The sequence below is a fragment of the Streptomyces sp. NPDC006691 genome (assembly GCF_042869955.1).
Lineage (GTDB): Bacteria > Actinomycetota > Actinomycetes > Streptomycetales > Streptomycetaceae > Streptomyces.
Window position 1 is genome coordinate 215,712 of the sequence record NZ_JBIAGW010000012.1, and the last position, 22,355, is coordinate 238,066.

20 protein-coding genes are annotated in these 22,355 nt (G+C 70.6%); 10 read left to right on the top strand and 10 right to left on the bottom strand.

Translation table 11 applies throughout. The features are described from left to right. Positions 1-234: 234 nt before the first annotated feature. Positions 235-408 carry a CsbD family protein gene (locus tag ACFYNP_RS25490; protein WP_100573672.1) on the bottom strand — a complete coding sequence of 58 codons (174 nt, stop codon included), beginning with the start codon at positions 406-408 and terminating at the stop codon, positions 235-237. Between the two features lie 238 nt (positions 409-646). On the opposite strand from ACFYNP_RS25490, the gene ACFYNP_RS25495 reads away from it, so the two are divergent. After that, positions 647-808, top strand: a complete 162-nt coding sequence (locus ACFYNP_RS25495; protein WP_100573438.1) for a hydrophobic protein — start codon at positions 647-649, stop codon at positions 806-808. A gap of 259 nt (positions 809-1,067) precedes the next feature. On the opposite strand, the gene ACFYNP_RS25500 is transcribed toward ACFYNP_RS25495, so the two are convergent. Then, positions 1,068-1,925 carry a SigB/SigF/SigG family RNA polymerase sigma factor gene (locus ACFYNP_RS25500; protein ID WP_388788487.1) on the bottom strand — a complete coding sequence of 286 codons (858 nt, stop codon included), beginning with the start codon at positions 1,923-1,925 and terminating at the stop codon, positions 1,068-1,070. Between the two features lie 317 nt (positions 1,926-2,242). On the opposite strand from ACFYNP_RS25500, the gene ACFYNP_RS25505 reads away from it, so the two are divergent. Further along, complete coding sequence (locus ACFYNP_RS25505) at positions 2,243-2,407, top strand: hypothetical protein (RefSeq protein ID WP_388788490.1); 165 nt, start codon at positions 2,243-2,245, stop codon at positions 2,405-2,407. Beyond that, a complete protein-coding gene (locus ACFYNP_RS25510; RefSeq protein ID WP_388788493.1) occupies positions 2,404-3,369 on the top strand; it encodes an SMP-30/gluconolactonase/LRE family protein in 966 nt (321 codons plus the stop codon). The genes ACFYNP_RS25505 and ACFYNP_RS25510 overlap by 4 nt, the downstream gene beginning before the upstream one ends. Positions 3,370-3,393: 24 nt before the next feature. Here ACFYNP_RS25510 and ACFYNP_RS25515 read toward each other — a convergent pair whose 3' ends face one another. From ACFYNP_RS25515 to ACFYNP_RS25525, 3 genes are all read right to left on the bottom strand, one after another. Next, positions 3,394-4,557 carry an oxygenase MpaB family protein gene (locus ACFYNP_RS25515; RefSeq protein WP_388788496.1) on the bottom strand — a complete coding sequence of 388 codons (1,164 nt, stop codon included), beginning with the start codon at positions 4,555-4,557 and terminating at the stop codon, positions 3,394-3,396. Positions 4,558-4,640: 83 nt separating this feature from the next. Further along, the gene (locus ACFYNP_RS25520) at positions 4,641-5,693 is read right to left on the bottom strand and encodes a polyprenyl synthetase family protein (RefSeq protein ID WP_388409076.1); all 1,053 of its coding nucleotides are present in this window, start codon (positions 5,691-5,693) and stop codon (positions 4,641-4,643) included. Beyond that, a complete protein-coding gene (locus tag ACFYNP_RS25525) occupies positions 5,686-5,961 on the bottom strand; it encodes a polyprenyl synthetase (RefSeq protein ID WP_388409079.1) in 276 nt (91 codons plus the stop codon). The genes ACFYNP_RS25520 and ACFYNP_RS25525 overlap by 8 nt, the downstream gene beginning before the upstream one ends. Positions 5,962-6,233: 272 nt before the next feature. Between ACFYNP_RS25525 and ACFYNP_RS25530 the strand changes: the two genes are divergently transcribed. Next, positions 6,234-7,004 carry a maleylpyruvate isomerase N-terminal domain-containing protein gene (locus tag ACFYNP_RS25530; RefSeq protein WP_388788499.1) on the top strand — a complete coding sequence of 257 codons (771 nt, stop codon included), beginning with the start codon at positions 6,234-6,236 and terminating at the stop codon, positions 7,002-7,004. Positions 7,005-7,013: 9 nt separating this feature from the next. Here ACFYNP_RS25530 and ACFYNP_RS25535 read toward each other — a convergent pair whose 3' ends face one another. Then, a complete protein-coding gene (locus ACFYNP_RS25535; protein ID WP_388788502.1) occupies positions 7,014-7,508 on the bottom strand; it encodes a cupin domain-containing protein in 495 nt (164 codons plus the stop codon). A gap of 80 nt (positions 7,509-7,588) precedes the next feature. Here ACFYNP_RS25535 and ACFYNP_RS25540 point away from each other — a divergent pair, with 80 nt between their 5' ends. Together ACFYNP_RS25540 and ACFYNP_RS25545 are read left to right on the top strand one after the other, a co-directional pair. Next, the gene (locus tag ACFYNP_RS25540; RefSeq protein ID WP_388788505.1) at positions 7,589-8,440 is read left to right on the top strand and encodes a LysR substrate-binding domain-containing protein; all 852 of its coding nucleotides are present in this window, start codon (positions 7,589-7,591) and stop codon (positions 8,438-8,440) included. Positions 8,441-8,663: 223 nt separating this feature from the next. After that, positions 8,664-9,800: an FAD-dependent monooxygenase gene (locus ACFYNP_RS25545; protein WP_388788508.1), complete on the top strand. Its 1,137-nt coding sequence runs from the start codon at positions 8,664-8,666 to the stop codon at positions 9,798-9,800. Positions 9,801-9,851: 51 nt separating this feature from the next. Here the strand turns inward: ACFYNP_RS25545 and ACFYNP_RS25550 are convergent, their stop codons facing one another. Together ACFYNP_RS25550 and ACFYNP_RS25555 are read right to left on the bottom strand one after the other, a co-directional pair. Further along, on the bottom strand, positions 9,852-11,576 hold the full coding sequence (locus ACFYNP_RS25550; protein ID WP_388788511.1) for an acyl-CoA dehydrogenase family protein: 1,725 nt from the start codon (positions 11,574-11,576) through the stop codon (positions 9,852-9,854). Positions 11,577-11,715: 139 nt separating this feature from the next. Then, the gene (locus ACFYNP_RS25555; protein WP_388409092.1) at positions 11,716-12,270 is read right to left on the bottom strand and encodes a PadR family transcriptional regulator; all 555 of its coding nucleotides are present in this window, start codon (positions 12,268-12,270) and stop codon (positions 11,716-11,718) included. Positions 12,271-12,438: 168 nt separating this feature from the next. On the opposite strand from ACFYNP_RS25555, the gene ACFYNP_RS25560 reads away from it, so the two are divergent. Beyond that, positions 12,439-13,776, top strand: coding sequence for a cytochrome P450 (locus ACFYNP_RS25560; RefSeq protein WP_388788514.1), 1,338 nt, complete (start codon positions 12,439-12,441; stop codon positions 13,774-13,776). A 7-nt stretch (positions 13,777-13,783) separates the two neighbouring features. On the opposite strand, the gene ACFYNP_RS25565 is transcribed toward ACFYNP_RS25560, so the two are convergent. Continuing rightward, positions 13,784-14,434, bottom strand: coding sequence for a CatB-related O-acetyltransferase (locus tag ACFYNP_RS25565; protein ID WP_388788517.1), 651 nt, complete (start codon positions 14,432-14,434; stop codon positions 13,784-13,786). A gap of 274 nt (positions 14,435-14,708) precedes the next feature. Continuing rightward, positions 14,709-16,514: a coagulation factor 5/8 type domain-containing protein gene (locus ACFYNP_RS25570; protein WP_388788520.1), complete on the bottom strand. Its 1,806-nt coding sequence runs from the start codon at positions 16,512-16,514 to the stop codon at positions 14,709-14,711. A 378-nt stretch (positions 16,515-16,892) separates the two neighbouring features. Here ACFYNP_RS25570 and ACFYNP_RS25575 point away from each other — a divergent pair, with 378 nt between their 5' ends. The 3 genes from ACFYNP_RS25575 (at position 16,893) to ACFYNP_RS25585 (ending at position 22,355) form a co-directional block, all read left to right on the top strand. Beyond that, positions 16,893-18,014, top strand: a complete 1,122-nt coding sequence (locus ACFYNP_RS25575; protein WP_388788523.1) for a DUF1996 domain-containing protein — start codon at positions 16,893-16,895, stop codon at positions 18,012-18,014. A 97-nt stretch (positions 18,015-18,111) separates the two neighbouring features. Further along, a complete protein-coding gene (locus tag ACFYNP_RS25580) occupies positions 18,112-19,866 on the top strand; it encodes a discoidin domain-containing protein (protein WP_388788526.1) in 1,755 nt (584 codons plus the stop codon). A 47-nt stretch (positions 19,867-19,913) separates the two neighbouring features. After that, positions 19,914-22,355, top strand: coding sequence for a glycoside hydrolase family 3 C-terminal domain-containing protein (locus ACFYNP_RS25585; RefSeq protein ID WP_388788528.1), 2,442 nt, complete (start codon positions 19,914-19,916; stop codon positions 22,353-22,355).

Here is a 22,355-nt window from a genome sequence, read left to right on the forward strand (position 1 = left end):
CGCAAGGGCCGTCTCGCTCTGGCCCTGCGCCGGCCTTACGGAGGGGCGTAGGCGGCTGCCGCCACTTCCGCCCCGGCCCGTCCCGAGGGCGACCGCATCCGGGGTGCCGCCACGGATGCGCGTACGACGACGGGACGAAAACGGGTGCGGGGCCAACCGGAAGTTCCGGTTGGCCCCGCACCCGCGTCCTGACCGGATCGGTCAGCGCACTCGGTCAGTGCTTGAAGGCGCCCTTCAGTGCTTGAAGACGTCCTTGATCTTTTCCTTGGCCTGGCGGGCGTCACCCTTGGCCTGCTCGCCACGGCCCTCGGCCTCAAGACGCTCGTTGCCGACGGCGCGGCCGGCGGCCTCCTTGACCTTGCCCTTGGCCTGCTCGACCTTCGACTTGCCCTTTTCCTCACCGGACACGACAACCACTCCCACGAATCGACGCCAAACTGCGACAGCAGTACTCCTCGCCGCATTCGGCCGATCCAAACCGCAGGGGCCCGAAGGATGTCCGCCGCCTTCCTCAAGCGTACGGGATTGCGCCAGACTTCCGGACGGTCAGACGATTCGCGTGCTGGAGCCAGGGAATATGTATCAAGCCGATTCGAGTGCGTGACGGGTGCCTTTCGGGCACACGGTGGACTGGAGGTCGATAGCCATGGTTCCCCTTCTTCTCGTGTTGCTGCTCGCGCTGATCCTTTTCGGCGCGGGCTTTGCCCTCAAGATTCTCTGGTGGGTGGCCATCGTGGTCCTGGTGGTGTGGCTCGTCGGCTTCGTCGCCCGCCCCCGGGGCGGCAGCGGTCGCTGGTACCGCTGGTAGCCGAGTCACCCGACGGCAGGGGCCGGACCCTTCAGCGGGTCCGGCCCCTGCCGTATGCCTTCGGCTGCCGTATGTTCGTCCGGCGTATGCCTTCCTCATCCTGCGCGTCCCGTCGCCCCGCGTATGCCTTTGCCGTCCTCGCCGACGCAGGACAACGAAAGTGGCGGAAGACGAAAAGAAGCCGACAGGAAGAATCAGCATGGAGCTTGATTCAGGACCTGGTCGGCTCTATTTCTTTTCCTCTGCCCCGTCCGGGCCTTCAGGCAGTGACGGGTGCGGCGGTTTCCAGCATTCCGGCGCGCAGCTTGGCGACGGTACGCGAAAGCAGCCGGGAAACCTGCATCTGGGAAACACCCAGCTCTTCGCCGATCTGGCTCTGCGTCAGTTCCTCACCGAATCGCAGCTGGAGCAACAGGCGCTCCCGGTCCGAGAGTGCGGCCATCAGCGGGGCGAGGCTCTGGAAGTTCTCCACCAGGTCCATCGCGGGGTCCTCGGCGCCGATGAAGTCCGCCAGGGCCGCCTCCCCGCCCTCCTCGTCCCCCGAGAGCGCGGCGTCCAGGGAGGCCGAGTTGTAGCCGTTGGCCGCCATCTGGGCCTCGACGACCTCGTCCTCGCTCAGATCCATGAGGGCGGCGAGTTCCTTGACGGTGGGCGAGCGGTCGAGGCGGCTTTCGAGCTCTTCGCGAGCCCGGGCCAGCTCGCTACGACGCTCCTGAAGGCGTCGCGGCACGTGGACGGCCCAGGTGGTGTCACGGAAGAAGCGCTTCATCTCGCCGACGATGTAGGGCACCGCGAAGGTCGCGAACTCCGTCTCACGAGAGAGCTCGAACCGGTCGATCGCCTTGATCAGGCCGATCATGCCGACCTGGACCACGTCCTCCATCTCGTCCGCGAAGTTGCGGAAGCGACGGGCGGCGAACCGCACGAGGGACATGTTCATCTCGATCAGGGTGTTGCGCGCGTACTGGTATTCGGCCGTGCCCTCCTCAAGGACCGCGAGGCGCTCGAAGAACTGCCGGGACAGCGCCCGCGCATCGCGAGGAGCCACGCGCGCCGGGTCCTCGATCACCGGAAGCGCCGACACCTCGTGTCCGGTCTCCGGCTCAGCGGTCCTCATCGTCGCAGTCGCTACGGCAGTCACAGCCACTCCCCTCCTCGTCCCCCGTACAAAGAACATTCTTTTCGCGTCTGCCCCGAACTCACCGATCCATTCGCCAAGACTTGGATCGGATTCCCGGCAGCTCCGCCATGGCCGTCCTCGCCCCGCCGCGGCGGGGTCCACGTCGCCTCGCGACGGGTTTTCCGGGGCCGGGAGCGGTCACCCGTGCCGCAGGCTCGTACCCGGGAAGATCCACAGAGGCACCGAGACGGGCGGAGACCCGCGACGATACGCGTGCGAAGCCCGGTCCCCTGTTTGCGACGAGAAGGGCTGCCATGCCGACTCCCACCGTAACCGTCCCGACCGTAACCGACCCCACCGCCCATCCCGCGCTCAGCCCGGCCTCCCCGGTCGCCCTCCTCGGCGCGGCCGTCGCCCCGCTCCCCGCCGAAGAGCCGGAGCACCCGCTTCGGGCCCGCCCGGGCAGGGTCGGCGCATGAGCCGCCGGCGCCGTGGGCCCACCCCGCTGCCGCGACTGCACCGCATCGAGCTCGACGGCACAGGCCCCGAGGACGTCGTCTTCGACCACGCCGGACGGGTGCTCGTCGGCCTTGGCGATGGCCGCCTCCTACGGATCGACCTGCCCGAGCGTCCCGGCGGCCGCGCCCGCGTGATCGAGGTCGGCCGCACCGGGGGGCGGCCGCTCGGGCTCGACGTCCTCAGCGACGGGAAGCTGCTGGTGTGCGACGCGCAACGGGGACTGCTCCGGCTCGATCCCGACGGCACACCCGGGTTCGACGTGCTGGCCGATTCCGTGGCCGGGCAACCGCTGCGGTTCTGCAGCAACGCGGCGGCGGCCTCCGACCACACCGTCTACTTCACGGTGTCCAGCCGCCGGTACGGGCTTGCCGACTGGCCCAGCGACATCGTGGAGCACCGGCCGACCGGCCTGCTCGCGCGCCTGGCGCCGGGCGGCGAGCCCGAAGTGCTGCTCGACGGGCTCCAGTTCGCGAACGGCGTGGCTCTCGCACCCGACGAGTCGTTCGTCGTGGTGGCCGAGACCGGCGCGCGCAGGCTCACTCGCTATTGGCTGACCGGTCCCGAGGCGGGCCACCACGACGCGTTCGCACAGGACCTGCCGGGCTTCCCCGACAACATGGCCCGCAGCCCGGGCGGCGGATTCTGGGTCGCGCTCGCCGGACCGCCCGCCCCGCCGCTGGACTGGCTGCACCGGACCGCTCCCCCGGTGCGCCGGGCGGCGGCCGCCGTCCTCCGGCTGCTGCCGCCCCTGCCCGCGCACGCCGCCGGCGTGGTGGAGGTCGACGTCCAGGGTCGCGGGATACGTCAACTGGCCGATACGGAGCGGCAGTTCCGCATGGCCACCGGGGTGGCCGAGCACGCGGGGCGACTGGTTCTGGGCAGCCTGGTGGAGGACGCGATCGCCTGGTGCGACATCCGGTGACACATCGCGAACGCGTCGGCCCGGTCAGGGGGCGACCGTGGCGGGCGGAGGCGTCCACCGGTGGGTGCGGGGTACCGATCCGTCGACCCCGAAGTCCTTCTTGAGCTGCTCCGGGATGGCGTAGTGCATGACGCGGCCCCGGGTGAGGGAGGACAGTTCGAGGACGGCGGTGAGGTGGCCGATGCGGTCGAGCGCCCAGGCCCCGAGCGGGGAGCGGTCCTCGATCGTCTCCAGTACGCCCAGGAGGTGCGGCACCGCCTTGACGACGGTGTCCCAGCGAGTGCGCGGGACCTGGAGCCAGTCGGCACAGGTGTCGCCGACGAGATGACGGATGAGCGCGGAGACGATCGGGTCGAAGAAGGTGCCGGGCACGATCTCCTCGTAGAGGTCGATGAGCTGCCGGGTCAGCTCGGCACCCTCCTCGGACGGCGCCATGTGCCGCAGCATGTACAGATCGAGGAACTCCCGTGCCTCGTCGAGGGACTTGGGGACGGCGTCCTGGTCGATGCCGAGCATCGCGCCGACCACGCGCCAGGCGTAGTAGTACGCCTCGGCGCCTTCCGTGGACATGTGGATGCCGAGCCGGTGCAGGCTGTCCAGGACGAGCAGGGAGAAGAACATCTGCCCGCCGATCATGTCCTCCTGGCAGATCGGCGTGCCGAGCGCCTCCGTGTCCCAGCGGTTCTCGCGCCTGAGGTGGTGGCGGATGGAGGCGTGCAGGAGACGGACCTTCTGGGCTGCGGGGATGAACCGGCTGCCCGCCTCGAAGGCGTCGGGCCGCATCAGATAGACCGTGAACTGACCCGTCTCCGCCATGCGCTTGGAGGGGTACTTGAGGCCGTGCGTGGCCGACAGGAGCTTCGCCACGTGCGGGACGACGTAGCAGGCCGGCATGGAGGCGAAGGACAGGGCGGTCGAGATGTGCACGTTGTTGTCGATGAAGAACAGCCGGGCCCGCTCCATCTCGCCCCAGTCCACCCAGGCCGGCGGCACACTGGTGACCCGCAGATACTCCCGCGCCACATCCGGCAGCCCGTCCGGCAGGGGCGCGCCGACGGTGGAGACGTACCGCATCAGGGTGTTGAACTTGCCCACCTCTCCCCGTTCGAAGAGCGTGGCCACGGTGGCGTCGGCGAGCTCGTCACCGGCCTGCCGCAGGGCGGCCATTGATGCCTCGGTGTAGGTCATGACAGGTCTCCTCGTCCTTCACGGGTCGTCGACGACGGGCGGGGTCCGTCCTCGGGCGGCACACACGGATCCGCCGTGCGGGGTCAGGACAGACGGATGGCGGCGGAGCGTGCCAGCGCGGTCAGGGCCGCGGTGGCGGGCGCGGGCGCGTTGAGGGTGTCCAGCACGGTGAGGGCCTCGTCGACCCGCTCGCCGATCATCACCTCGATGCGGTCGGGGGCCTTCAGCTCCCGCATCACCGCACGGACCTCGGCCAGCCCTTCCTCGTCCAGATCGCGGCGGCCGAGCAGTGCGGCGAGGCGCTCCCGGTGACGGTCGTCGGCCAGGCGCCAGGTCTCGGCCAGCAGAGCGGTGGGGCGGTGGCCGCGCACATCGTCGGTGTTGGCCTTGCCCGTACGCGCGGGGTCGCCGAACAGGCCGAGCAGATCGTCCCGCAGCTGGAAGGCCTCCCCCAGCGGCAGCCCGTACGCGGAGTAGCCCTGTCTCAGCCGCTCGCCGGCCCCGGCCAGGGCGGCACCGATCAACAGGGGTTGTTCGACGGTGTATTTGGCGGTCTTGTACCGGATCACCTTCAGTGACGCCGAGGTGTCCGGCTGGGTGCCGGTGCGCAGGATCTCCAGGCACTCGCCCGCGATCAGGTCCCGGGCGAGCAGCGACCACAGCGGGCGGGCCCGCGCCAGATAGGCGGCGGGCAGGCCGCTGGTGGCGAAGAGCTGCCCGGCCAGGGACATCAGCAGGTCGCCGACCAGCATCGCCAGCGATCTCGCGGCCGCGACGGCTCGTGGCCGCCGGCGCACGGCTCCGCGCAACGCGATGTGTGCGGTGGGCCGGCCGTGCCGCAACGGGCTGTCGTCGATGAGGTCGTCGTGGACGACGGCTGCGGCGTGGACCAGTTCCATGGCTGCCGCCGCACGCACCAGTGCCTCGCTGTCGGGCTGCCCCACCGCGCGCCAGCCCCAGTAGCAGAACGCCGAACGCAGCCGTTTGCCGTCCGCCACCGCCGCCTCCAACTGACGTGCCACCGGCGCGAGTAGCGGGTCGACGGCCGACAGCAGGTCGGCCTCGGCGCCCACGAATTGGCGCAGTACCTCGTCGACGCGCGCCTTGAACGCGGCCGGATCCCACCGCTCAGACATCGCCGGCCCGCCGAGCCAGAGCGTGTCGGGCGAGCACCTCCAGATGGGCGGGCGGTACGGCCGCGTACCGGTCCATCACCAGGCGGCCGCGTGCCAGCAGTTCGTGCTCGGCGTCCGCCGCCAGTTCGGCGGCGTCCGAGCGGCGCAGCAGTCCCCGCACGACCCCCAGGGCCGAGCCCAGTGTGCTCACCGCCAGATCGGCGAGTCCCGCCGCGCATAAGAGCGCCTGTTCCTCCAGGCCCTCACGTCGTCCCGCTTCCCCTGTCATGGCTTCCCCTCACCCACGGCCCGGCCGGATCACCAGCGGCACGGACGGACGCCGTCCGTCATATGCCATCCCTTCCAGAATCGCGGCGCACCCGGCCCTCGGCCGGAGGAACTCACGATCGGGTGATGACATCGCGCGTGCGTACGGACCGATCGCCCTTGCCGCGCCCCACGGTGCAGGTGCCGGGCCGTGGTCGTGAGGGCCGTCAGCCGACCGGGCGTCGTTCGGGCCGACCGGTTTGGCGCACCGCCCGTCCGGGATACCGGTGGCACGTGATCCCCTCTCACGTCGATGACACGCTGCCCGAGCTCGCGCCCTTCCTCCACGAGGTGCGGGCCCACCGGCCCGACGAGGGCACCTGGTGCGAGGCATGGACGGTCCGGGACGTGCTGGCCCACCAGACGGGCAATGCCGAGGAACTGGCCCGGGTCCTCCAGGCGTTTCTCGCGGGCTCGCCGGTGGAGACCCGGGGCTTCGACCGGGAGGAGCCCTACCGGCGGATGTCCGACTCCGATCTCTGGGCGGCGTTCCTGAGCCGTTGCGAGCACCTCGCCGACATCGCGGCGGCAGCCGAGCGCGATCTGTCGCCCGACATCGAGATCATGTGGACGGGGCGCTCGGTGAACGCGCCGTTCTTCGCGGAACACATGCGGGAGGAGCTGATCCTGCACCGCTGGGACCTGAGCGGCGACGACCCAACGGCGGAGCGGGCGCTCACCGAGCCGTGGATGACCGAGCACAGCGTGGCGTCCGTGGGCCGGCCGTTGCTGGCCAAAGGCAGCAAGGGCCTCGATCTGGGACCCGACGGCAGGATCGAGGGGCGGCTGCGCTGCCCCGGCACCGACGATGTCGTCGTGACGGCCGACGCCGAGGGCACCGGCATCCGCCTGGCCCCGCCCGAGGGGACCGCCACCATCGAGAGCGACGCCGCCACCCGGGTCCTGCTGCTCTGGGGGCGCCGGCCGGCCGACCCGTCACGCTGGCGCAGCTCGGCCGGGCCGGCGGAGCTGCTCAGGGTCCGGACCCTGCTGAGCGGTTACTGAGCCCCGCCCTCAGCCGAAGTCGGCGGCGGGCTCCGTGGCGTACCGGCTCATCGTTCGGATCGTCGCCTCGGGGGTCACCGCCCGACCGCCCGCGATCATCTCCTGGAGGTCCCGGAAGTACTGGACGTACAGATCCGGGGTGAACGTGCTGAGCATGACGGCCGGTTGACCGGTCACATTGGCGAAGGTGTGCGGGGCTCCGGGCGGAACCATCACGAGGGCGCCCGCGCAGGCGTCGTAATCGCGGTCCCGGACGGTGAACCGCACCGTGCCGGAGATGACGTAGAAGCCCTCGTCGTGCTGGGCGTGACGGTGCTGCGGCGGGCCGGGGGTGTGCGGGGCGAGCACGGATTCGGCGATCCCGAGTCGGTGCCCGGTGTTGCTGCCGTCTTCGAGGAGGCGCAGCCGTGTGGTGCCCAGAACGATCGTCTCGCCGTCGTCCGGCCCGACCACCAACACGGCGGGATCGGCGGCCGGTTCACTGTGCTGCGGTTCGTAGGTCATGCCTCGATTGCACCGCGGCGGCCCGACGACCGTCCAAGACCCGTCTCGTGGTGCCGATACCGGACGGGTATCGTCGCAGCATGGAGCTACGCACGCTGCGCTATTTCGTCGCGGTCGCCGAGGAACTCCATTTCGGCCGGGCCGCGCGGCGGCTGCACATGAGCCAGCCGCCGCTGAGCCGGGCGATCAAACAGCTGGAGACCGGACTCGGCGCCGCTCTGCTCGACCGCTCCCCGCAGGGGGTCGCGCTCACACCGGCGGGAGCGGTGCTGCTCGCCGAGGCGCGGGCCCAGCTCCGCCGGGCGGAGCGGACACGCGAGCGCGTGGCCGAGGCGGCCGGAACCGCGACCCTCACCCTCGGCATCCTGGGTGACAGCGGTGATCCGCGCGTCAGACGGCTCGCCGACGCCTACCGTCGGCGGCATCCACACGTCGAAGTCAGGGTGCGCGAGGCCGACTTGAGCGATCCGACCGGCGGGCTGCACGCCGGGGCGGTCGATGCCGCCCTGACCCGGGGGCCGTTCGACGAGACCGGTCTGACCGTCCACGGCCTCCGCGCCGACCCGGTGGGCGCACTGCTGCGCACCGACGACCCGCTGGCCGCTCAACCGGCCATCTCCGTGGCCGACTTGGCCGATCGACGCTGGTTCGTCTTCCCGGAAGGCACCGACCCGCTGTGGCAGGCGTACTGGAACGGCGGGGAGCCACGCGAGGGACCCGAAGTACGGGCCGTCCAGGAGTGCCGCCAGGCCGTCCTCTGGAACGGCACGGTCGGCCTGATGCCCCTGGACCACCCACCGGGAGAGGGCCTGACGGTGGTACCCCTGACCGACATGCCCCCGAGCCTTCTGGTGCTGACCTGGCGCGAGAGTGCCTCCACCCCGCTCATCCACTCGCTCGCCCGGATCGCCACCGCCGTCTACGGCTCCTGACCGTAGGTCGACCGTCACGTACCGACACCTGCGCGGGCACAGCAGCAGATTGCCCGGAACGCAACCATTCGTTGCCGATCTGTGCATTGCGGACGTGGCACCCCCTTGCGAAGACTCGGACTCGGCGCGTCCGCGGGCATCGGCGCACGGGCCGCGCCACACATATCAGCGACGCACATCAGCGATGCACGTCAGCGATCCGCATCAGCAGACCGGGAGAGCCATGAGCAGCGGGAGCGTACTCATATCCGGAGCCAGCGTGGCGGGACTCACGCTCGCCCACTGGTTGCAGCGGGCCGGCTTCTCGCCCACGGTGGTGGAGCGGGCGCCGGGGCTGCGCAGGGGTGGGCAGGCCATCGACATCCGCGGCTCGGCGTTAGGCGTCGTGGAGCGGATGGGGCTGCTCGACAAGGTCCGGGCCGCCACCACCGACATGCGGGGCATGTCCTTCGTGGACGCCCGGGGCGAGGAGCTGTCCCGGTCCACCGAGGCCACTCTGACCGGCGGCCTGATCGACAACGACGACGTCGAGATCATGCGGGACGACCTGACGACCCTGCTGTTCGACGCGAGCCGCTACGGCACGGAGTATCTGTTCGGAGATGTCATCACGTCCATCGAGCAGCACGAGGACACCGTCGAGGTCCGCTTCGCCCACGCACGTCCGCGCGGCTTCGACCTGGTGATCGGCGCGGACGGACTGCACTCCCAGGTCCGGAGGCTGGCGTTCGGTCCGGAGCCGGACTTCCTTCGTTTTCTGGGCAGTTATCTCGCCATCTTCAGCGTGGAGAACTATCTGGACCTCGACCACTGGCAGATGTACCACACCAGCGACGACCTGCTGGTCGGCGTCTACAGCGCACGGCAGAACACCGAGGCGCGCGCGATGCTGCTCTTCGACTCCCCGGAGCTGGACTACGACCACCGCGATCTCGCTCAGCAGAAGTCGATCCTCGCCGAGCGGTTCGCCGGGGTCGGCTGGGAGACGCCGCGGCTGCTGGACAGCATGCGGGACGCGCCGGACTTCTACTTCGACTCCATGAGCCAGGTCCGTCTCGACCACTGGTCGAGCGGCCGCGTCGGGCTCGTCGGCGATGCCGGGTACTGCGCCTCGCCCCGATCGGGTCAGGGCACCAGCATCGCGATGGTCGGCGCGTACGTACTCGCCGGTGAGCTCGCGAACCATCCCCAGGACCACCGCGCCGCCTTCGCCCGGTACCAGGAGCTGACGCGGGACTATGTCCGGGCCAACCAGCGGCTGGCCCAGAACCGGCCGGCGGACCTCCGCAGGACCCCGCCCGACGAGCTCGCCCGCGCGGCCAACTCGATCACCCTGCCGGACTACCCCCACCTCGGCTGAGGCGTCGGCCGGGCAGCCGTCAGCGGGGCCGCCCGGCCACAGGGGCGTCGGTCAGGGAGCCATCTCGTAGGTGCCGGACAGTGCCTCGACGCGGTCCCAGACCCGCGCCGAGCGGGCCTCGTCGACGACCGGGCGGCGGACCGCGCCCAGCGCCCATGCCTGCTGTTGCGACGTGGCGGAGTCCTTGCCGTGCAGCTCGACGGCGTGGGCGGAGAAGTCCCTCACGAGGACGGCGAAGAGCTCGTCGAGCACGTCCGCGTCCAGCTCCGTCAGGCGGGCCTGCTCCAGGATCAGCTGTCCGTGGACGACCAGGGCGAACAGCTGGCCGACGGCGAGGAGCAGGTCGAGGTCGCGGCTCTGCTCCTCGTCGGGGGCGGCCGTGGTCACGAACTCGCAGAGCGCGTCGGCCTGTTCGCGGAAGCGGGCCACGTTGGGCAGCTCCGCGTAGGCGTCGTAGGCGGGCCGCCAGTCATGGAAGCGTACGGATCCCAGACCGCGGGCCGGGCCCTGCTGGAACAGGAAGGCGTCGTCGGACGCGTCGAGACGGGTCGGGACGGGCGCGTAGTCCGCCGGGTTCAGCAGGTGGTTGCGCAGGAACTTGAGGATCAGGGCGAGGTTGACGTGGACCGTGCCCTCCAGCTTGGGCAGGCCCCGGATCTCGATCGCGGCCTGGGCGAAGTAGTTGTCCTTCTCGAAGCCCTTGGCCGCGATCACGTCCCACATCAGATCGATGACCTTCTCGCCCTCCGTGGTCACCTTCATCTTCGTCATGGGGTTGAAGAGGAGGTAGCGGCGGTCGTCGGGGCCCGCGGAGCGGAAGTAGTCGACGGCCCGGTCGCTGAACAGCTTCATGCCCACGAGACGTACGTACGCGTCGGTCAACTCTCGCCGCACGTGCGGGAAGGCGGTCACGGGGCGGCCGTACAGAACGCGGTTCTGCGCGTGCGTGACGGCCTCGTACATCGCGTGCTCGCAGATGCCGATCGAGGCGGTGCACAGGTTGAACTTGCCGACGTTGACCGTGTTGAGGGCCGCGTCGAAGGCGGCCCTGCCGGAGTGCAGGACGTCCTCGGCGCGGACCGGGTAGCTCTCCAGGCGGAACTCGCTGACGTACTTCGAGGAGTCGACGACGTTCTTCACCAGGTGGTACGCCTCGTGGCGGCTGTCGGCGGCGAAGAACACATAGCCGTCGGGGCCTTCCACATCGGTGCGGCGGCCGAAGACGGAGACGAGACCGGCGGCGTTGCCGTTGCCGATGTAGTACTTGCTGCCGGTGGCCCGGAATCCGCCGTCGCCGTCGGGCTCCAGGAGCATGTCGGTGGAGTAGATGTCCGCGCCGTGGGTCTTCTCGGACAGGCCGAAGGCGAACACCTCGCCCTGGTCGAGGAGTTCGGCCGCGCGGGTGCGGGCGGCGGCGTTGTCGCTCTGCCAGACCGGGCCGAGGCCCAGGATGGTCACCTGCCACGCGTACCAGTAGTCGAGGCCGTAGAAGCCGAAGATCTCGTTGAGGGCGGCGATCCGCGCCGTGTCCCAGCGCTTGTCGCCCTCGTCCTCCCCGGCGGCGGAGGCCGGAGTGAGGAAGGTGGCGAAGAGGCCCTCCTTGGCGGAGAACGCCAGGAAGTCGGCCAGCCAAGCGCGCGATCGGTAGTCCTCGATGAGCCGGCGCTTGCCGCGCTGCTCGAACCAGTCGACGGTAGCGCGCAGCAGCCTGCGGGTCTCGGGGTCGAAGTGCGTCGGGTCATAGGTGTGCGGGTTGAACAGCAGCGCGTCGGCCATGGCCATTCGCCTTTCCGGCTCGGGGAGTTGAGGAGGGGTGGACGGAAGCGACTTCGGTGGAACGAGGAAGGTCGGTCGGTCGTGGGCGCGGGCGCCGAGGGTGCGGCCCGAGCGGGGCGCCCGTTCGGATGTCGTCGGATCAGCGCTCGGCGCCGAGGCGACGGAGGGTGGCGATCACGTCGTCGAGCCAGTCGAGCGTCATCCGTTCGTAGGCGATGCCGCCGCGCAGCACGACGTGCTGGAGTTCGCGGCCCGGGTCGGGCGCGGGGGCCCCCGGCCCGGTGAAGTCGCGCAGTTCTCCGGCGAGGTAGTGGGCGAGGCGGTCCGCGTGGGCGCCGCGGTGTCGCTCGACCTCGCGGAGCAGCGCCGCGGGGTCGTCGAAGGCCGCGCCGCGGATCTTCACGGCGAGCTCGTGCCGGACACTCTCGGGTTCGATCGGCTCGTGCAGCCAGCGCGAGAGGGCGGCCCGGCCGGGGCCGGAGACGGAGTACTCCTTCTTGTCCGGCCGGCTGTGCTGCGCCACCTCGCGGGCGTCGATCCAGCCGTCGCCCTCCATGCGTTTGAGGATGCGGTAGATCTGCTGGTGGGTAGCGGCCCAGAAGTAACCGATGGAACGGTCGAAGCGCCGGGCCAACTCATAACCGGAGCCCGGCTTCTCCAACAGCGAGACGAGAATCGCGTGCTCAAGCGCCATACCCGAATCCTTCTATGCAACTCGTTGCATAGACAAGCGGCACCGGTCAGGTGAGACACGGCTCACGGCGCCCTTGTGCCGGGTGACCTCTTCCCGTTGGCTGTCTCACCCAGCACGGTGGCGGCGGCCCGGCGGGCCGTCCCGCGATTCGAGCCAGGAGGAGCGGCCATGCGGATCCCCGGTCCAGAGCCCCGTACGGACGGTGGGGCGGGCGCCATCGCGGCAGCGGGCGGCCTGCATCACTACCAGCGACTGCTGCACGCCACCTACGGTCCCGTCGTGCGGTTCCAGCTCCCGGGCACGGAGACGGCCGTCTCGATCGCGGATCCCGTACTCCTTGAGGCCACCGCACACCTCGACAAGCGGCCGGAGCGGCTCTTCGCGTTCCTGACCCCGTTGTTCGAGGCGGGGAACATTCAGGTACTGCCCGTCGAGGAACACACCCCCTGGCGGCGTCTGCTCCTGTCGGTCCTGGCCGGGCGCCCCTCGCACGAGCGGCACTTCGCGCGGTTCACGGAGCTGGCGACGGCGCTCGCGGACCGCTGGGCCGCAGGCTGTGCCGGCCCCGGCCGGGAGCCCGTCGCCCTCCAGAGGGACCTCACCGCACTGACCCTGCACATGATCTGTGCGTACGCGCTCGGCGGCGAGGACACGGACGCCGACGCCGTCGTCGCCGCGTTCGAGGTGGTCCTCACCGAGTATCTGGGGCGGCTCTACGAGGTGCCGTCCCCGGAGCGCGAGGAGGAACGCGACCAGCGCACCGAGGAGGCCCTGGCCCTGCTGCGCACGACGGTCGACCGGATCGTCGCCGCACACGAGACGGACCGCGGAACGGCCGGCGGCACGGACCGGAGCGATCTCATCGGGGCGCTCGTCGCGGCGGGCGAGCGGCCCGCGCGGATCCGCGACACCGTCATGGCGACCCTGCTCGCCGCTCACCACACGACCGGCGTCGCGGTCTCCTGGACACTGCATCTGCTGGGCGCCCACCCGGAGGTGGCGGAACAGGTCGCCGACGAACTGGAGCAGGTGCTGGGCGAGCGCACGGTGCCCGAGTACGCCGATCTGCGACGCCTCACCCAGCTGGACAGGGTGCTCAAGGAGTCGATGCGGCTCTTTCCGCCCGGGCCCTACGGCGCCCGGGAGACGACGGAGGCCATCACCGTGGGCGGCTACGCGATTCCGGCCGGGGCCACGGTCTTCTATCCGTTCTGGGCGGTCCACATGAACCCGCGTTACTGGCCCGATCCCGAGCGGTTCCGGCCCGAACGGTTCACCCCGGACGAGGTGGCCCGACGGCCGAGGCTCGCCCACATCCCCTTCGGGTTCGGACCTCGCGGCTGCGAGGGAGCGCAACTGGCGACGGTCGAGGCCCAGTTGGTGCTCGCCGTTCTCCTCAAACGCTTCCGGTTCGCGCCGGAGCCGGGGCACGAAGTGGTCCCGATCGAGCGCTTCGTGCTGTGGGCGGCGGACGACATCCGCATGACCGTGAGCCTCCGGCACTGAGCCCCGACTACCCCTTGGGGGCATGCGGGGCGGCGGCCTCCAGATCGTCGATGCCGCCCGCCATGATCTCCCGTAGGTGTCCGGTGATGTGCTCCGCCGGCCAGTCCCACCACGCGACGGCCAGCAGCCGGGCCACGTCCGGATCGCTGTAGCGGGTGCGGATGAGCCGGGCCGGGTTGCCGCCGACGATGCCGTAGTCGGGCACGTCGGAGGTGACCACGGAACCGGCGGCGATGACGGCACCGTGTCCGATGCGCACGCCGGGCATCACGGTGACGCCGTACCCGAACCAGACGTCGTGGCCGACGACGGTGTCCCCGCGGTTGGGCAGGCCGGTGAGCAGGTCGAAGTGCTCGGACCACGAGCCGCCCATGGTGGGAAAGGGGAACGTAGAAGGCCCGTCCATCCGGTGGTTGGCCCCGTTCATGAGGAACCGCACTCCGGTGCCAAGCGCACAGAACCTGCCGATGATCAGCTTCTCCGGCCCGTAGTGGTACAGCACGTTGCGCGTCTCGAAGGCGGTCGCGTCATCCGGGTCGTCGTAGTAGGAGTACTCACCGACCTCGATCAGCGGCGACTTCACGAGCGGCTTGAGCAGCACCACCCTGGGCTGCCCGGGCATCGGGTGCAGGACCCTCGGGTCGGCTGGTACGGGCATGGCAGCGGTTCCTCTCCGACGACACAACGGCTCCACCTCATGATCGTCGTACCGTGTCCTCGGGGAAAGCGGTTTCTCGACCGGCCGAGGTCGCTCTGGGGCCGATCCCGGTCAGCTCCCACCTGAATGCCGGGGGCGGGAAGTTGACGAGTTGCCGGCATTGCTCGCCGGGCCCCGGACCCACGGCGCCTGCCCAAGGGGCCCCGGCCGAGGGGCTCACGCCGGCCGCACCGGCCCCTCCCCCGCGCCGGGGAGGGAACCGGTTCGCCCCGGCTCAGGGGTACGACACCACCGTGGACGGCGTCGTCGAGGTGCCCGACGTCGGCGCACCGGCTTCGTTGATGACGTGTTCGTACTGCCCGTTGCCCCCGAGCGACACCACGAGCACGCCGTGGAACTTCACCCCCGCGGTGTTCGGAGCGGCGAAGCCGTGGTGCTGCACTATGCCGGTGTCGGCGGTGTAGTTGCAGTAGCTCCCCAGCCCCCAGGCCTCGTGTGCGGTGACGTTGTCACCCACCTTGTAGGCGGCGTAGCCCTTGACGTTGCCGTCCTGGACCGCGGCCTGGTTCGGCGCGTCGTAGGCCTTCTCGTTCTGGAAGAAGATGGTGCGGCCGCGCTGGCCCAGCCACTGCACGTCGTACTTGTTGAAGTGCTCCACGAACAGACCGGTGCACAGCACGTCGTCGCCGTTGACGACGACCCCGTAGTCCGCGCGGTTGGTGTCCCAGCCCACCCCTGTGCCGTGGTCGGCGCGCCACACCCAGGTGTGGTCGACGATGGTGTTGCGGTTGTTGATGACCATGCTGGTGGTGGCCTTGCCCGCGCCGGCCCCGCCGATGCGTACGAACACGTCCTGCACGGTGGTGGGGTTGGCCGAGTGGTCGCGCGAGGCGCCACTGGGGCCGACCTCAAGGAGGGTGGCGGAGTTGACCGGCCCGGCGTCGATGAGGAATCCGGCGAGGCGCACACCGTCCACATCGGCGACGCGCAGTGCGGTCACTCCGTTGTCCGGCACGAGGGTCGCGTAACCGAGGCCCAGCACGACGGTGTTGGCGCGGTCGACCTGGATGGGCCGGTCCACGTGGTAGATGCCCGGGGTCAGCAGCAGATGGAGACCTTGCGCGAGGGCCTGGTTGAGGGTGGCGGCACTTACGCCGGGCTTGGCCACGTAGAACTGGGAGAGGGACAGCGAGGTGCCCCTGGGTGTGCCGTTCCCCCAGGTGACCCCGCGCGCGTTGGTGCGCTTCTCCGGCAGGAAGACCCGGTACTCGCTGCCGTTGAGATAGAGGAAGGGCTTCTCGCGCGAGACCGGAGTGGTGTCGAGCGTGGTGTACGGCGGGTTCGGGAAGCTCTGCGCGGGGGCGCCCTGGACGCCGGAGAACACCATGTTCCACACGGCGTTGACCCAGCCCCCGATCACGCTGTCACGGGTGTACCACTGCTGCTGCGAGTACGGTCCGACCTGCCCGTCGACGCGGCTGTCGGCGATGTAGCCGCCGCTGGCCCAGCCGTAGCCGGACGGCGCGAGGTTGAGGCCGCCGCGCACATGCATCCGGCGGAACGGCGCGGCCTGGGCGACGGCCCAGCGGTCGGTGCCGCTGACCGGGACGAGTGCGAGGTTCTCCGCGGAGCGCCAGAAGTTCTGGGTGGCGTTGCCGTTGGCCCAGCCGGCGTCGACCGTGACGTCCCCGTTGATGGTGGTGTCGTCCGGTGAGAGCCCGAGTCCGGCGATCGAGGTGTAGAAGCCGATCTGGGCGTTGAGGCCGTTGTAGGTGCCGGGCTTGAAGAGCAGGGCGTAGCGGCCGGTGCCGAACTGGGCCGACTCCTGCTGGTGGAAGATCTGGTCGAGCTTCGCCTGGATGCCGGAGGTGCCCGGGTCGAAGATCAGCACGTTGGGGCCGAGGTCTCCCCCGCCGGGCAGGGCGCGCGGCCGAACGGCCGCGGGAGCCGCCGACGCGGGTGCGGCGAGGCCCGTGAGCAGGGGAGCCGAGGCGGCCGTCGCGGCGACGGCGCCGAGCACGGTGCGGCGGGTGACCGTGGACGGGCGGGGGTCGCTGGAGTCGGGCGGAACTGGGGGCATGGGGCGACTCTCCTGGTTCAAGAGGTGAACGAAGGGGGGCGGGGGAGCGCTCTCTCGCCGGGGAATGCTTCATCTCGCCGAAGGCAACGTCAAGGGTTGCGGCAGAAATCCCCCGGGCTCGCGTTCATAGGTCGTCACCCTACCCACAGCCACCTGACGATTCGCCAGATGATGCTCAACCCGCTCTGTCGCCTTGGCCGTTGGGTTCGTCTGCCAGAGCGCGGCCCGCTCTCCTTTCTCCGGTCGCATCCCTTGACACCCTCACTCAGGCGCCCCGAGACTCCAGGACGGGAGAGCGCTCTCCCGGCGACCGGCCGGTGAACTCGCGCAGCCGGTGGCCCGCTCTGCCTCCCCATCCCCCACCTTCAGGAGGTCTCCATGCCACGGAGATCGAAGCTCCTTTCCGGCACGCTGGTCGCGGGCGCGGTCCTGCTGACCACGCTCGGCCTCGGCGGCGTCGCCGCGAGTGTCGACGCACCCGCGGGCGGTTCCTCTGCCGCCTCGTCGGCCGCTGCCGCACAGCAGGGGCATGACATGAGCGGCATGGCGGGGATGGCGGGCATGCCCGCGTCCACCGCCGGCTCGCCCGACGACCCGGACGGCGACGGCTACATTCCGGCGAACCCGCCGGTCACCGGCGTATCGCCGTCCACGCAGGATCCGCCGCACCGCTACTTCCACGAGTTCCAGGCGAACTGTTCGGTGACCCATACCGCTCCGGACGACCCGATCGTCTATCCGCAGCAGCCGGGCAAGTCCCATGACCACACCTTCATGGGCAACACCACGACCAACGCCAACAGCACCACCGCCTCGCTGGACGCGGGTTCCACGACCTGCAAGGCGCCCGGCGACAAGTCGGGCTACTGGATGCCCTCCCTGTTCAATGGCGCCCAGAAGATCCTGCCCGTGGGCCCCCAGACCATCTACTACAAGGCCGGCGTCACCGACTACACCAGCGTCCGGCCCTTCCCCAAGGGGCTCCGCTTCGTGGTCGGCAGCCCCATGCAGACCGCCGACGAGTTCCGCAACCACCCGGGCTTCGTGGAGGGCTGGGAGTGCGGTGACAGCTACTTCAACGTCAACTTCCCGGCCACCTGCCCGAACCGGGCCGACGTCCAGCTCAACATCCGCTTCCAGGCGCCCAGTTGCTGGGACGGGAAGTACCTGGACACCCCCGACCACAAGAGCCACATGGCCTACCCCGTGGTCAAGCCCGGCACCAACGACAATGTCTGCCCGGCCGACCACCCGGTCGCCCTGCCGATGATCGAGTTCAAGATGGCCTTCCCGGTCAACGGCGACCTCTCCCAGGCGAAGCTCGCGAGCGGACCGGGCTACTCGTTCCACTACGACTTCTTCAACGCCTGGGACGACGCCACGCTCAAGGCGCTCGTGGACCACTGCGTCGTCGGCGGTCTGCAGTGCGACGCGCGCGGCTACGACCAGACCCACCCGGAGGCGGGCGCGGCCCTGGACGCGAACTACCGCCTCCCGTAGGACGGTTCGCCCTCCCCATACGCCGGCCCGGCCGCCCCGTCGTCCCGCCGCGGCCGGGCCGGCCACCACCCGCCCCCACATACGAAGAGGACCCGCAATGAGCCGACCGCCCCGCACCCGCCCAAGCCGACTGCTGGCCCCCCTGGCCGCAGGAGTCCTGACCGTCGGCGCCCTCGCCGCCCTTCCCGCGACGACCGCGCACGCCGCCGGAAGCGTCGTCAAGGTGACCGGCGCCCAGGGCAACTGGCAGCTGTCCGTGGACGGACACCCGTACCAGATCAAGGGCCTGACCTGGGGCCCCTCCGTCGCGGATGCCGACAAGTACCTGCCCGACCTCCAGTCCATGGGCATCAACACCATCCGCACCTGGGGCACCGACGCCTCAAGCAAGCCCCTCTTCGACTCGGCCGCTGCGCACGGCATCAAGGTCATCGCCGGGTTCTGGCTCCAGCCGGGCGGCGGTCCCGGGTCGGGCGGCTGTGTCAACTACCTGACCGACACGGCGTACAAGAACCAGGTGCTCGACGAGTTCCCGAAGTGGGTGCAGACCTACAAGGACAACCCCGGGGTCCTGATGTGGGACGTCGGCAACGAGTCCGTGCTGGGTCTCCAGAACTGCTACAGCGGCACCGAGCTGGAGCAGCAGCGCAACGCCTACACCACGCTCGTCAATGACATCACCAAGAAGATCCACGGCATCGACCCCAACCACCCGGTGACCTCGACCGACGCCTGGGTGGGAGCGTGGCCGTACTTCAAGAAGAACGCGCCGGATCTCGACCTGTACGCGGTCAACTCCTACAACGCCGTGTGTGACGTCAGGTCGGCCTGGGAGCAGGGCGGTTACAACAAGCCCTACATCGTCACGGAGACCGGACCCGCCGGCGAGTGGGAGGTGCCCAACGACGCCAACGGGGTGCCGCAGGAGCCCACCGACCAGGCCAAGGCCGACGGTTACACCAAGGCGTGGGGCTGCGTCACGGGGCACAAGGGTGTCGCCCTGGGTGCGACGATGTTCCATTACGGCACGGAGTACGACTTCGGGGGCATCTGGTTCAATCTGCTGCCCGCCGGCCAGAAGCGGCTGTCGTACTACGCGGTGAAGCGTGCCTACGGCGCGGACACCTCGCACGACAACACTCCCCCGGTCATCTCCGCGCTCGATGTCGAGGGCGGCGCGGGCAGTGTGCAGGCCGGGCGGGATGTCACGCTGAACGTCCGGGCCACCGACCCCAACGGCGATCCGATCACCTATGAGGTGCTGGACAACAGCAACTACATCGACGCGAGCAAGCAGTTGGTGTCCCTGCCGTTCACCAACCTGGGCGGCGGCAGGCTGAAGTTCACCGCGCCGGACCGGCCGGGAGTCTGGAAGGTCTACGTCAAGGCCACCGACGGCCATGGCAACGTCGGCGTCGAGACCCGCTCCGTCAAGGTCGTGCCACCCGTGGTGAACGGCACGAACATCGCCCGCGGCAAGCCCGCCACCGCCTCGTCGTTCCAGGCGAGCTACGGCGACTGCCCGTGCACGGCGGCGAACGCGGTGGACGGCAACAACACCACCCGCTGGGCCAGCGACTGGAGTGATCCGCAGTGGCTCCAGGTCGACCTCGGCACCCGCACGTCGTTCAAGCACGTGCAGTTGCTGTGGGAGGCCTCGTACGCCAAGGCCTACACCATCCAGACGTCCGACGACGGCCAGAACTGGACGACCCTGCGCACGGTGACCGACGGCAACGGCGGGGTGGACGACTTCGACCTCCAGGGCACCGGCCGCTACGTACGCGTCAACGGCACGGCGCGCGGGACCGGTTACGGCTACTCGCTGTACGAGTTCGGCATCTACAACTGACGTCCCGTCACTTACGGGTGCGGGGACGGGCGACGAGGGAAGACGGGATGATGGACGAGGACGAGCTCGACCGGCTGCTCGACAAGCTCACACCGGAGGCGAAGGTCAGGCTGCTCACCGGCGCGGACACCTGGCGCACGGCGGCGGAGCCGGCCGTCGAGCTGCGGCCGTGGGTGATGTCGGACGGCCCGGCGGGGGTGCGCGGCCCGTCGTGGGACGAGCGGCACACCGCCGTGCTTCTGCCCTCGGCCACCGCCCTGGCCGCCACCTGGGACGAGCCGCTGGTCGAGCGGCTCGGCTCGCTCCTCGCCCTGGAGGCGCGGCGCAAGGGCGTGCACGTGGTCCTCGCGCCCAACCTCAATCTGCATCGAAGCCCCCTCGGCGGCCGGCATTTCGAGTGCCTCTCGGAGGACCCCGAGCTGACCGGCCGCATGGGGGCCGCCCTGATACGCGGCGTCCAGTCACAGGGGGTGGCCGCCGCGGCCAAGCACTACGTGGCCAACGACTCCGAGACGGACCGGCTGACCGTGGACGTCCGGGTCGGCGAACGGGCGCTCAGGGAAGTGTACCTCGCGCCGTTCGAGGCGGCGGTGGCGGCCGGAGTGCGGGTCGTCATGGCGGGGTACAACGCGGTCAACGGGACCACCACAACGGCGAGTTCGCTGCTCACCGCGCCGCTCCGGACCGAGTGGGGCTTCGACGGCCTGGTCGTCTCGGACTGGGGGGCGGTCCGCGCCACCTGCGAGACCGCGCGCGCCGGCCTCGATCTGGTGATGCCGGGCCCCGAGGGGGCGTGGGGGGACTCGCTGCTGCGAGCGGTGGAGCGGGGCGAGGTCCCCCAGCGGGCCGTGGACACCAAGGTACGTCATCTGCTTCAACTGGCCTCCTGGCTGGGTGCGTTGGACCAGACGAGCCGGCCCGTGAGCCGACCTCGTCCGCGCCCGGCGGCGGTGCGGGCCCTGGTGCGCCGGGCGGCGGCCGCCGGTACGGTCCTGCTGGCCAACCGGGACGTCCTGCCGCTGGACGCCGAACGCCTGGCGACGGTGGCCGTCATCGGAGCCCGCGCCGCACGCACCCGCACCCAGGGGGGCGGCAGCGCAGGGGTGTTCCCCCAGGGGGAGGTCAGCCTCCTGGACGGCATGCGCGGGCGACTGCGCGGCCGGGCGGACGTGGTGCATGTGCCGGGTCCCGGCCTCGGCGGCCCACCGCCCCCGCTGGACGGGACCCTGTGCACCGATCCGGACTCCGGGGCGCCCGGGGTCCTGTTGCGGATCCTGGACGCCGACGGCATCGAGCTGTCCGCCGAACTCCGTTCCTGCGCACGGCAGTTGGAGCCAGCCCTGCCGCCGGGTGCGCACACGGTGGAGATCAGGGCCCGGCTGCGTCCGCACGAGACGGGGGCCTGGACGTTCGGCATCGCCGGGTTCGGCCGGATGAGCCTGCGCCTGGACGACCGCGAACTCCTGCACGGCGACTTCCCCCGGGAGACCGACGACCCGGCCCTCATCCATGTCATGCCTCCGGTCCGGACCGTCACGGCCGAGCTCAGGGCGGGCACCCTGCCCCTGCTGGTCGCACGACGCGAACTCGCCCCGGACACCGGTCGGGCGGTGATCGTCGGTGCCGCCCCGCCCGTCCCCGACACGGACGCCGCGCTCGACGCCGCCGCACGGGCGGCCCGCACCTCGGACGTGGCGATCGTGGTCGTCGGCACGAGCGAGGACGACGAGTGCGAGGGCAGCGACCGCGTTCATCTGCGGCTCGGGTCCGATCAGGACGCCCTGGTCCGCGCGGTGGCGGCGGCCAATCCCCGCACGGTGGTGATCGTCAACAGCGGCGGGCCGGTGGAGCTGCCCTGGCGGAACGAGGTCGGGGCACTGCTCCTGTCCTGGTTTCCCGGCCAGGAGGGCGGTGCGGCCCTCGCCGACGTGGTGTTCGGGCTTATGGAACCGGGCGGGCGCCTTCCCACCACCTGGCCGGCCACGCTCGCCGACGCCCCCGTCACCGACACCTCCCCGTCCGACGGGCGCCTCGACTACACCGAGGGCCTGCACATCGGACACCGGGGCTGGCTGCGGGCGGGCCGGACACCGGCCTACTGGTTCGGACACGGCCTGGGGTTCACGTCCTGGGACTACGAGGAGCTGAGCGGACCGTCGGAGCTCGCGCCGGGCCAGTCCTTCGCGGTGCGCGTCCGGGTGCGCAACACCGGTCCCCGCGCGGGCCGCGAGGTGGTGCAGGTGTATCTGGCCCGCCCCGGCGCCGCGGTGGAGTACCCACGACGGTGGTTCGCGGGCTATGCGGCCGTGCACGCCCGCGCCGGGCAGACGGTGACGGCGGTCGTGCACGTCCCGGCGAAGGCACTGCGGTACTGGGACGAGCGCGCGGGCCGCTGGCGCACCGAGGCGGGGCCCTTCCGGGTGCTCGCGGGCCGCTCGGCGGGGGACGTACCGCTGTCCCTGGAAGGGGAACTGCGGGCAGCCGGCTGA

Coding starts and splice junctions, on each gene's coding strand:
- ACFYNP_RS25495 (WP_100573438.1), top strand. CDS start 647: ATGGTTCCCCTTCTTCTCGTGTTGCTGCTCGCGCTGATCCTTTTCGGC.
- ACFYNP_RS25500 (WP_388788487.1), bottom strand. CDS start 1,925: ATGAGGACCGCTGAGCCGGAGACCGGACACGAGGTGTCGGCGCTTCCG.
- ACFYNP_RS25505 (WP_388788490.1), top strand. CDS start 2,243: ATGCCGACTCCCACCGTAACCGTCCCGACCGTAACCGACCCCACCGCC.
- ACFYNP_RS25510 (WP_388788493.1), top strand. CDS start 2,404: ATGAGCCGCCGGCGCCGTGGGCCCACCCCGCTGCCGCGACTGCACCGC.
- ACFYNP_RS25515 (WP_388788496.1), bottom strand. CDS start 4,557: ATGACCTACACCGAGGCATCAATGGCCGCCCTGCGGCAGGCCGGTGAC.
- ACFYNP_RS25520 (WP_388409076.1), bottom strand. CDS start 5,693: ATGTCTGAGCGGTGGGATCCGGCCGCGTTCAAGGCGCGCGTCGACGAG.
- ACFYNP_RS25525 (WP_388409079.1), bottom strand. CDS start 5,961: ATGACAGGGGAAGCGGGACGACGTGAGGGCCTGGAGGAACAGGCGCTC.
- ACFYNP_RS25535 (WP_388788502.1), bottom strand. CDS start 7,508: ATGACCTACGAACCGCAGCACAGTGAACCGGCCGCCGATCCCGCCGTG.
- ACFYNP_RS25540 (WP_388788505.1), top strand. CDS start 7,589: ATGGAGCTACGCACGCTGCGCTATTTCGTCGCGGTCGCCGAGGAACTC.
- ACFYNP_RS25545 (WP_388788508.1), top strand. CDS start 8,664: ATGAGCAGCGGGAGCGTACTCATATCCGGAGCCAGCGTGGCGGGACTC.
- ACFYNP_RS25550 (WP_388788511.1), bottom strand. CDS start 11,576: ATGGCCGACGCGCTGCTGTTCAACCCGCACACCTATGACCCGACGCAC.
- ACFYNP_RS25555 (WP_388409092.1), bottom strand. CDS start 12,270: ATGGCGCTTGAGCACGCGATTCTCGTCTCGCTGTTGGAGAAGCCGGGC.
- ACFYNP_RS25560 (WP_388788514.1), top strand. CDS start 12,439: ATGCGGATCCCCGGTCCAGAGCCCCGTACGGACGGTGGGGCGGGCGCC.
- ACFYNP_RS25565 (WP_388788517.1), bottom strand. CDS start 14,434: ATGCCCGTACCAGCCGACCCGAGGGTCCTGCACCCGATGCCCGGGCAG.
- ACFYNP_RS25570 (WP_388788520.1), bottom strand. CDS start 16,514: ATGCCCCCAGTTCCGCCCGACTCCAGCGACCCCCGCCCGTCCACGGTC.
- ACFYNP_RS25575 (WP_388788523.1), top strand. CDS start 16,893: ATGCCACGGAGATCGAAGCTCCTTTCCGGCACGCTGGTCGCGGGCGCG.
- ACFYNP_RS25580 (WP_388788526.1), top strand. CDS start 18,112: ATGAGCCGACCGCCCCGCACCCGCCCAAGCCGACTGCTGGCCCCCCTG.
- ACFYNP_RS25585 (WP_388788528.1), top strand. CDS start 19,914: ATGATGGACGAGGACGAGCTCGACCGGCTGCTCGACAAGCTCACACCG.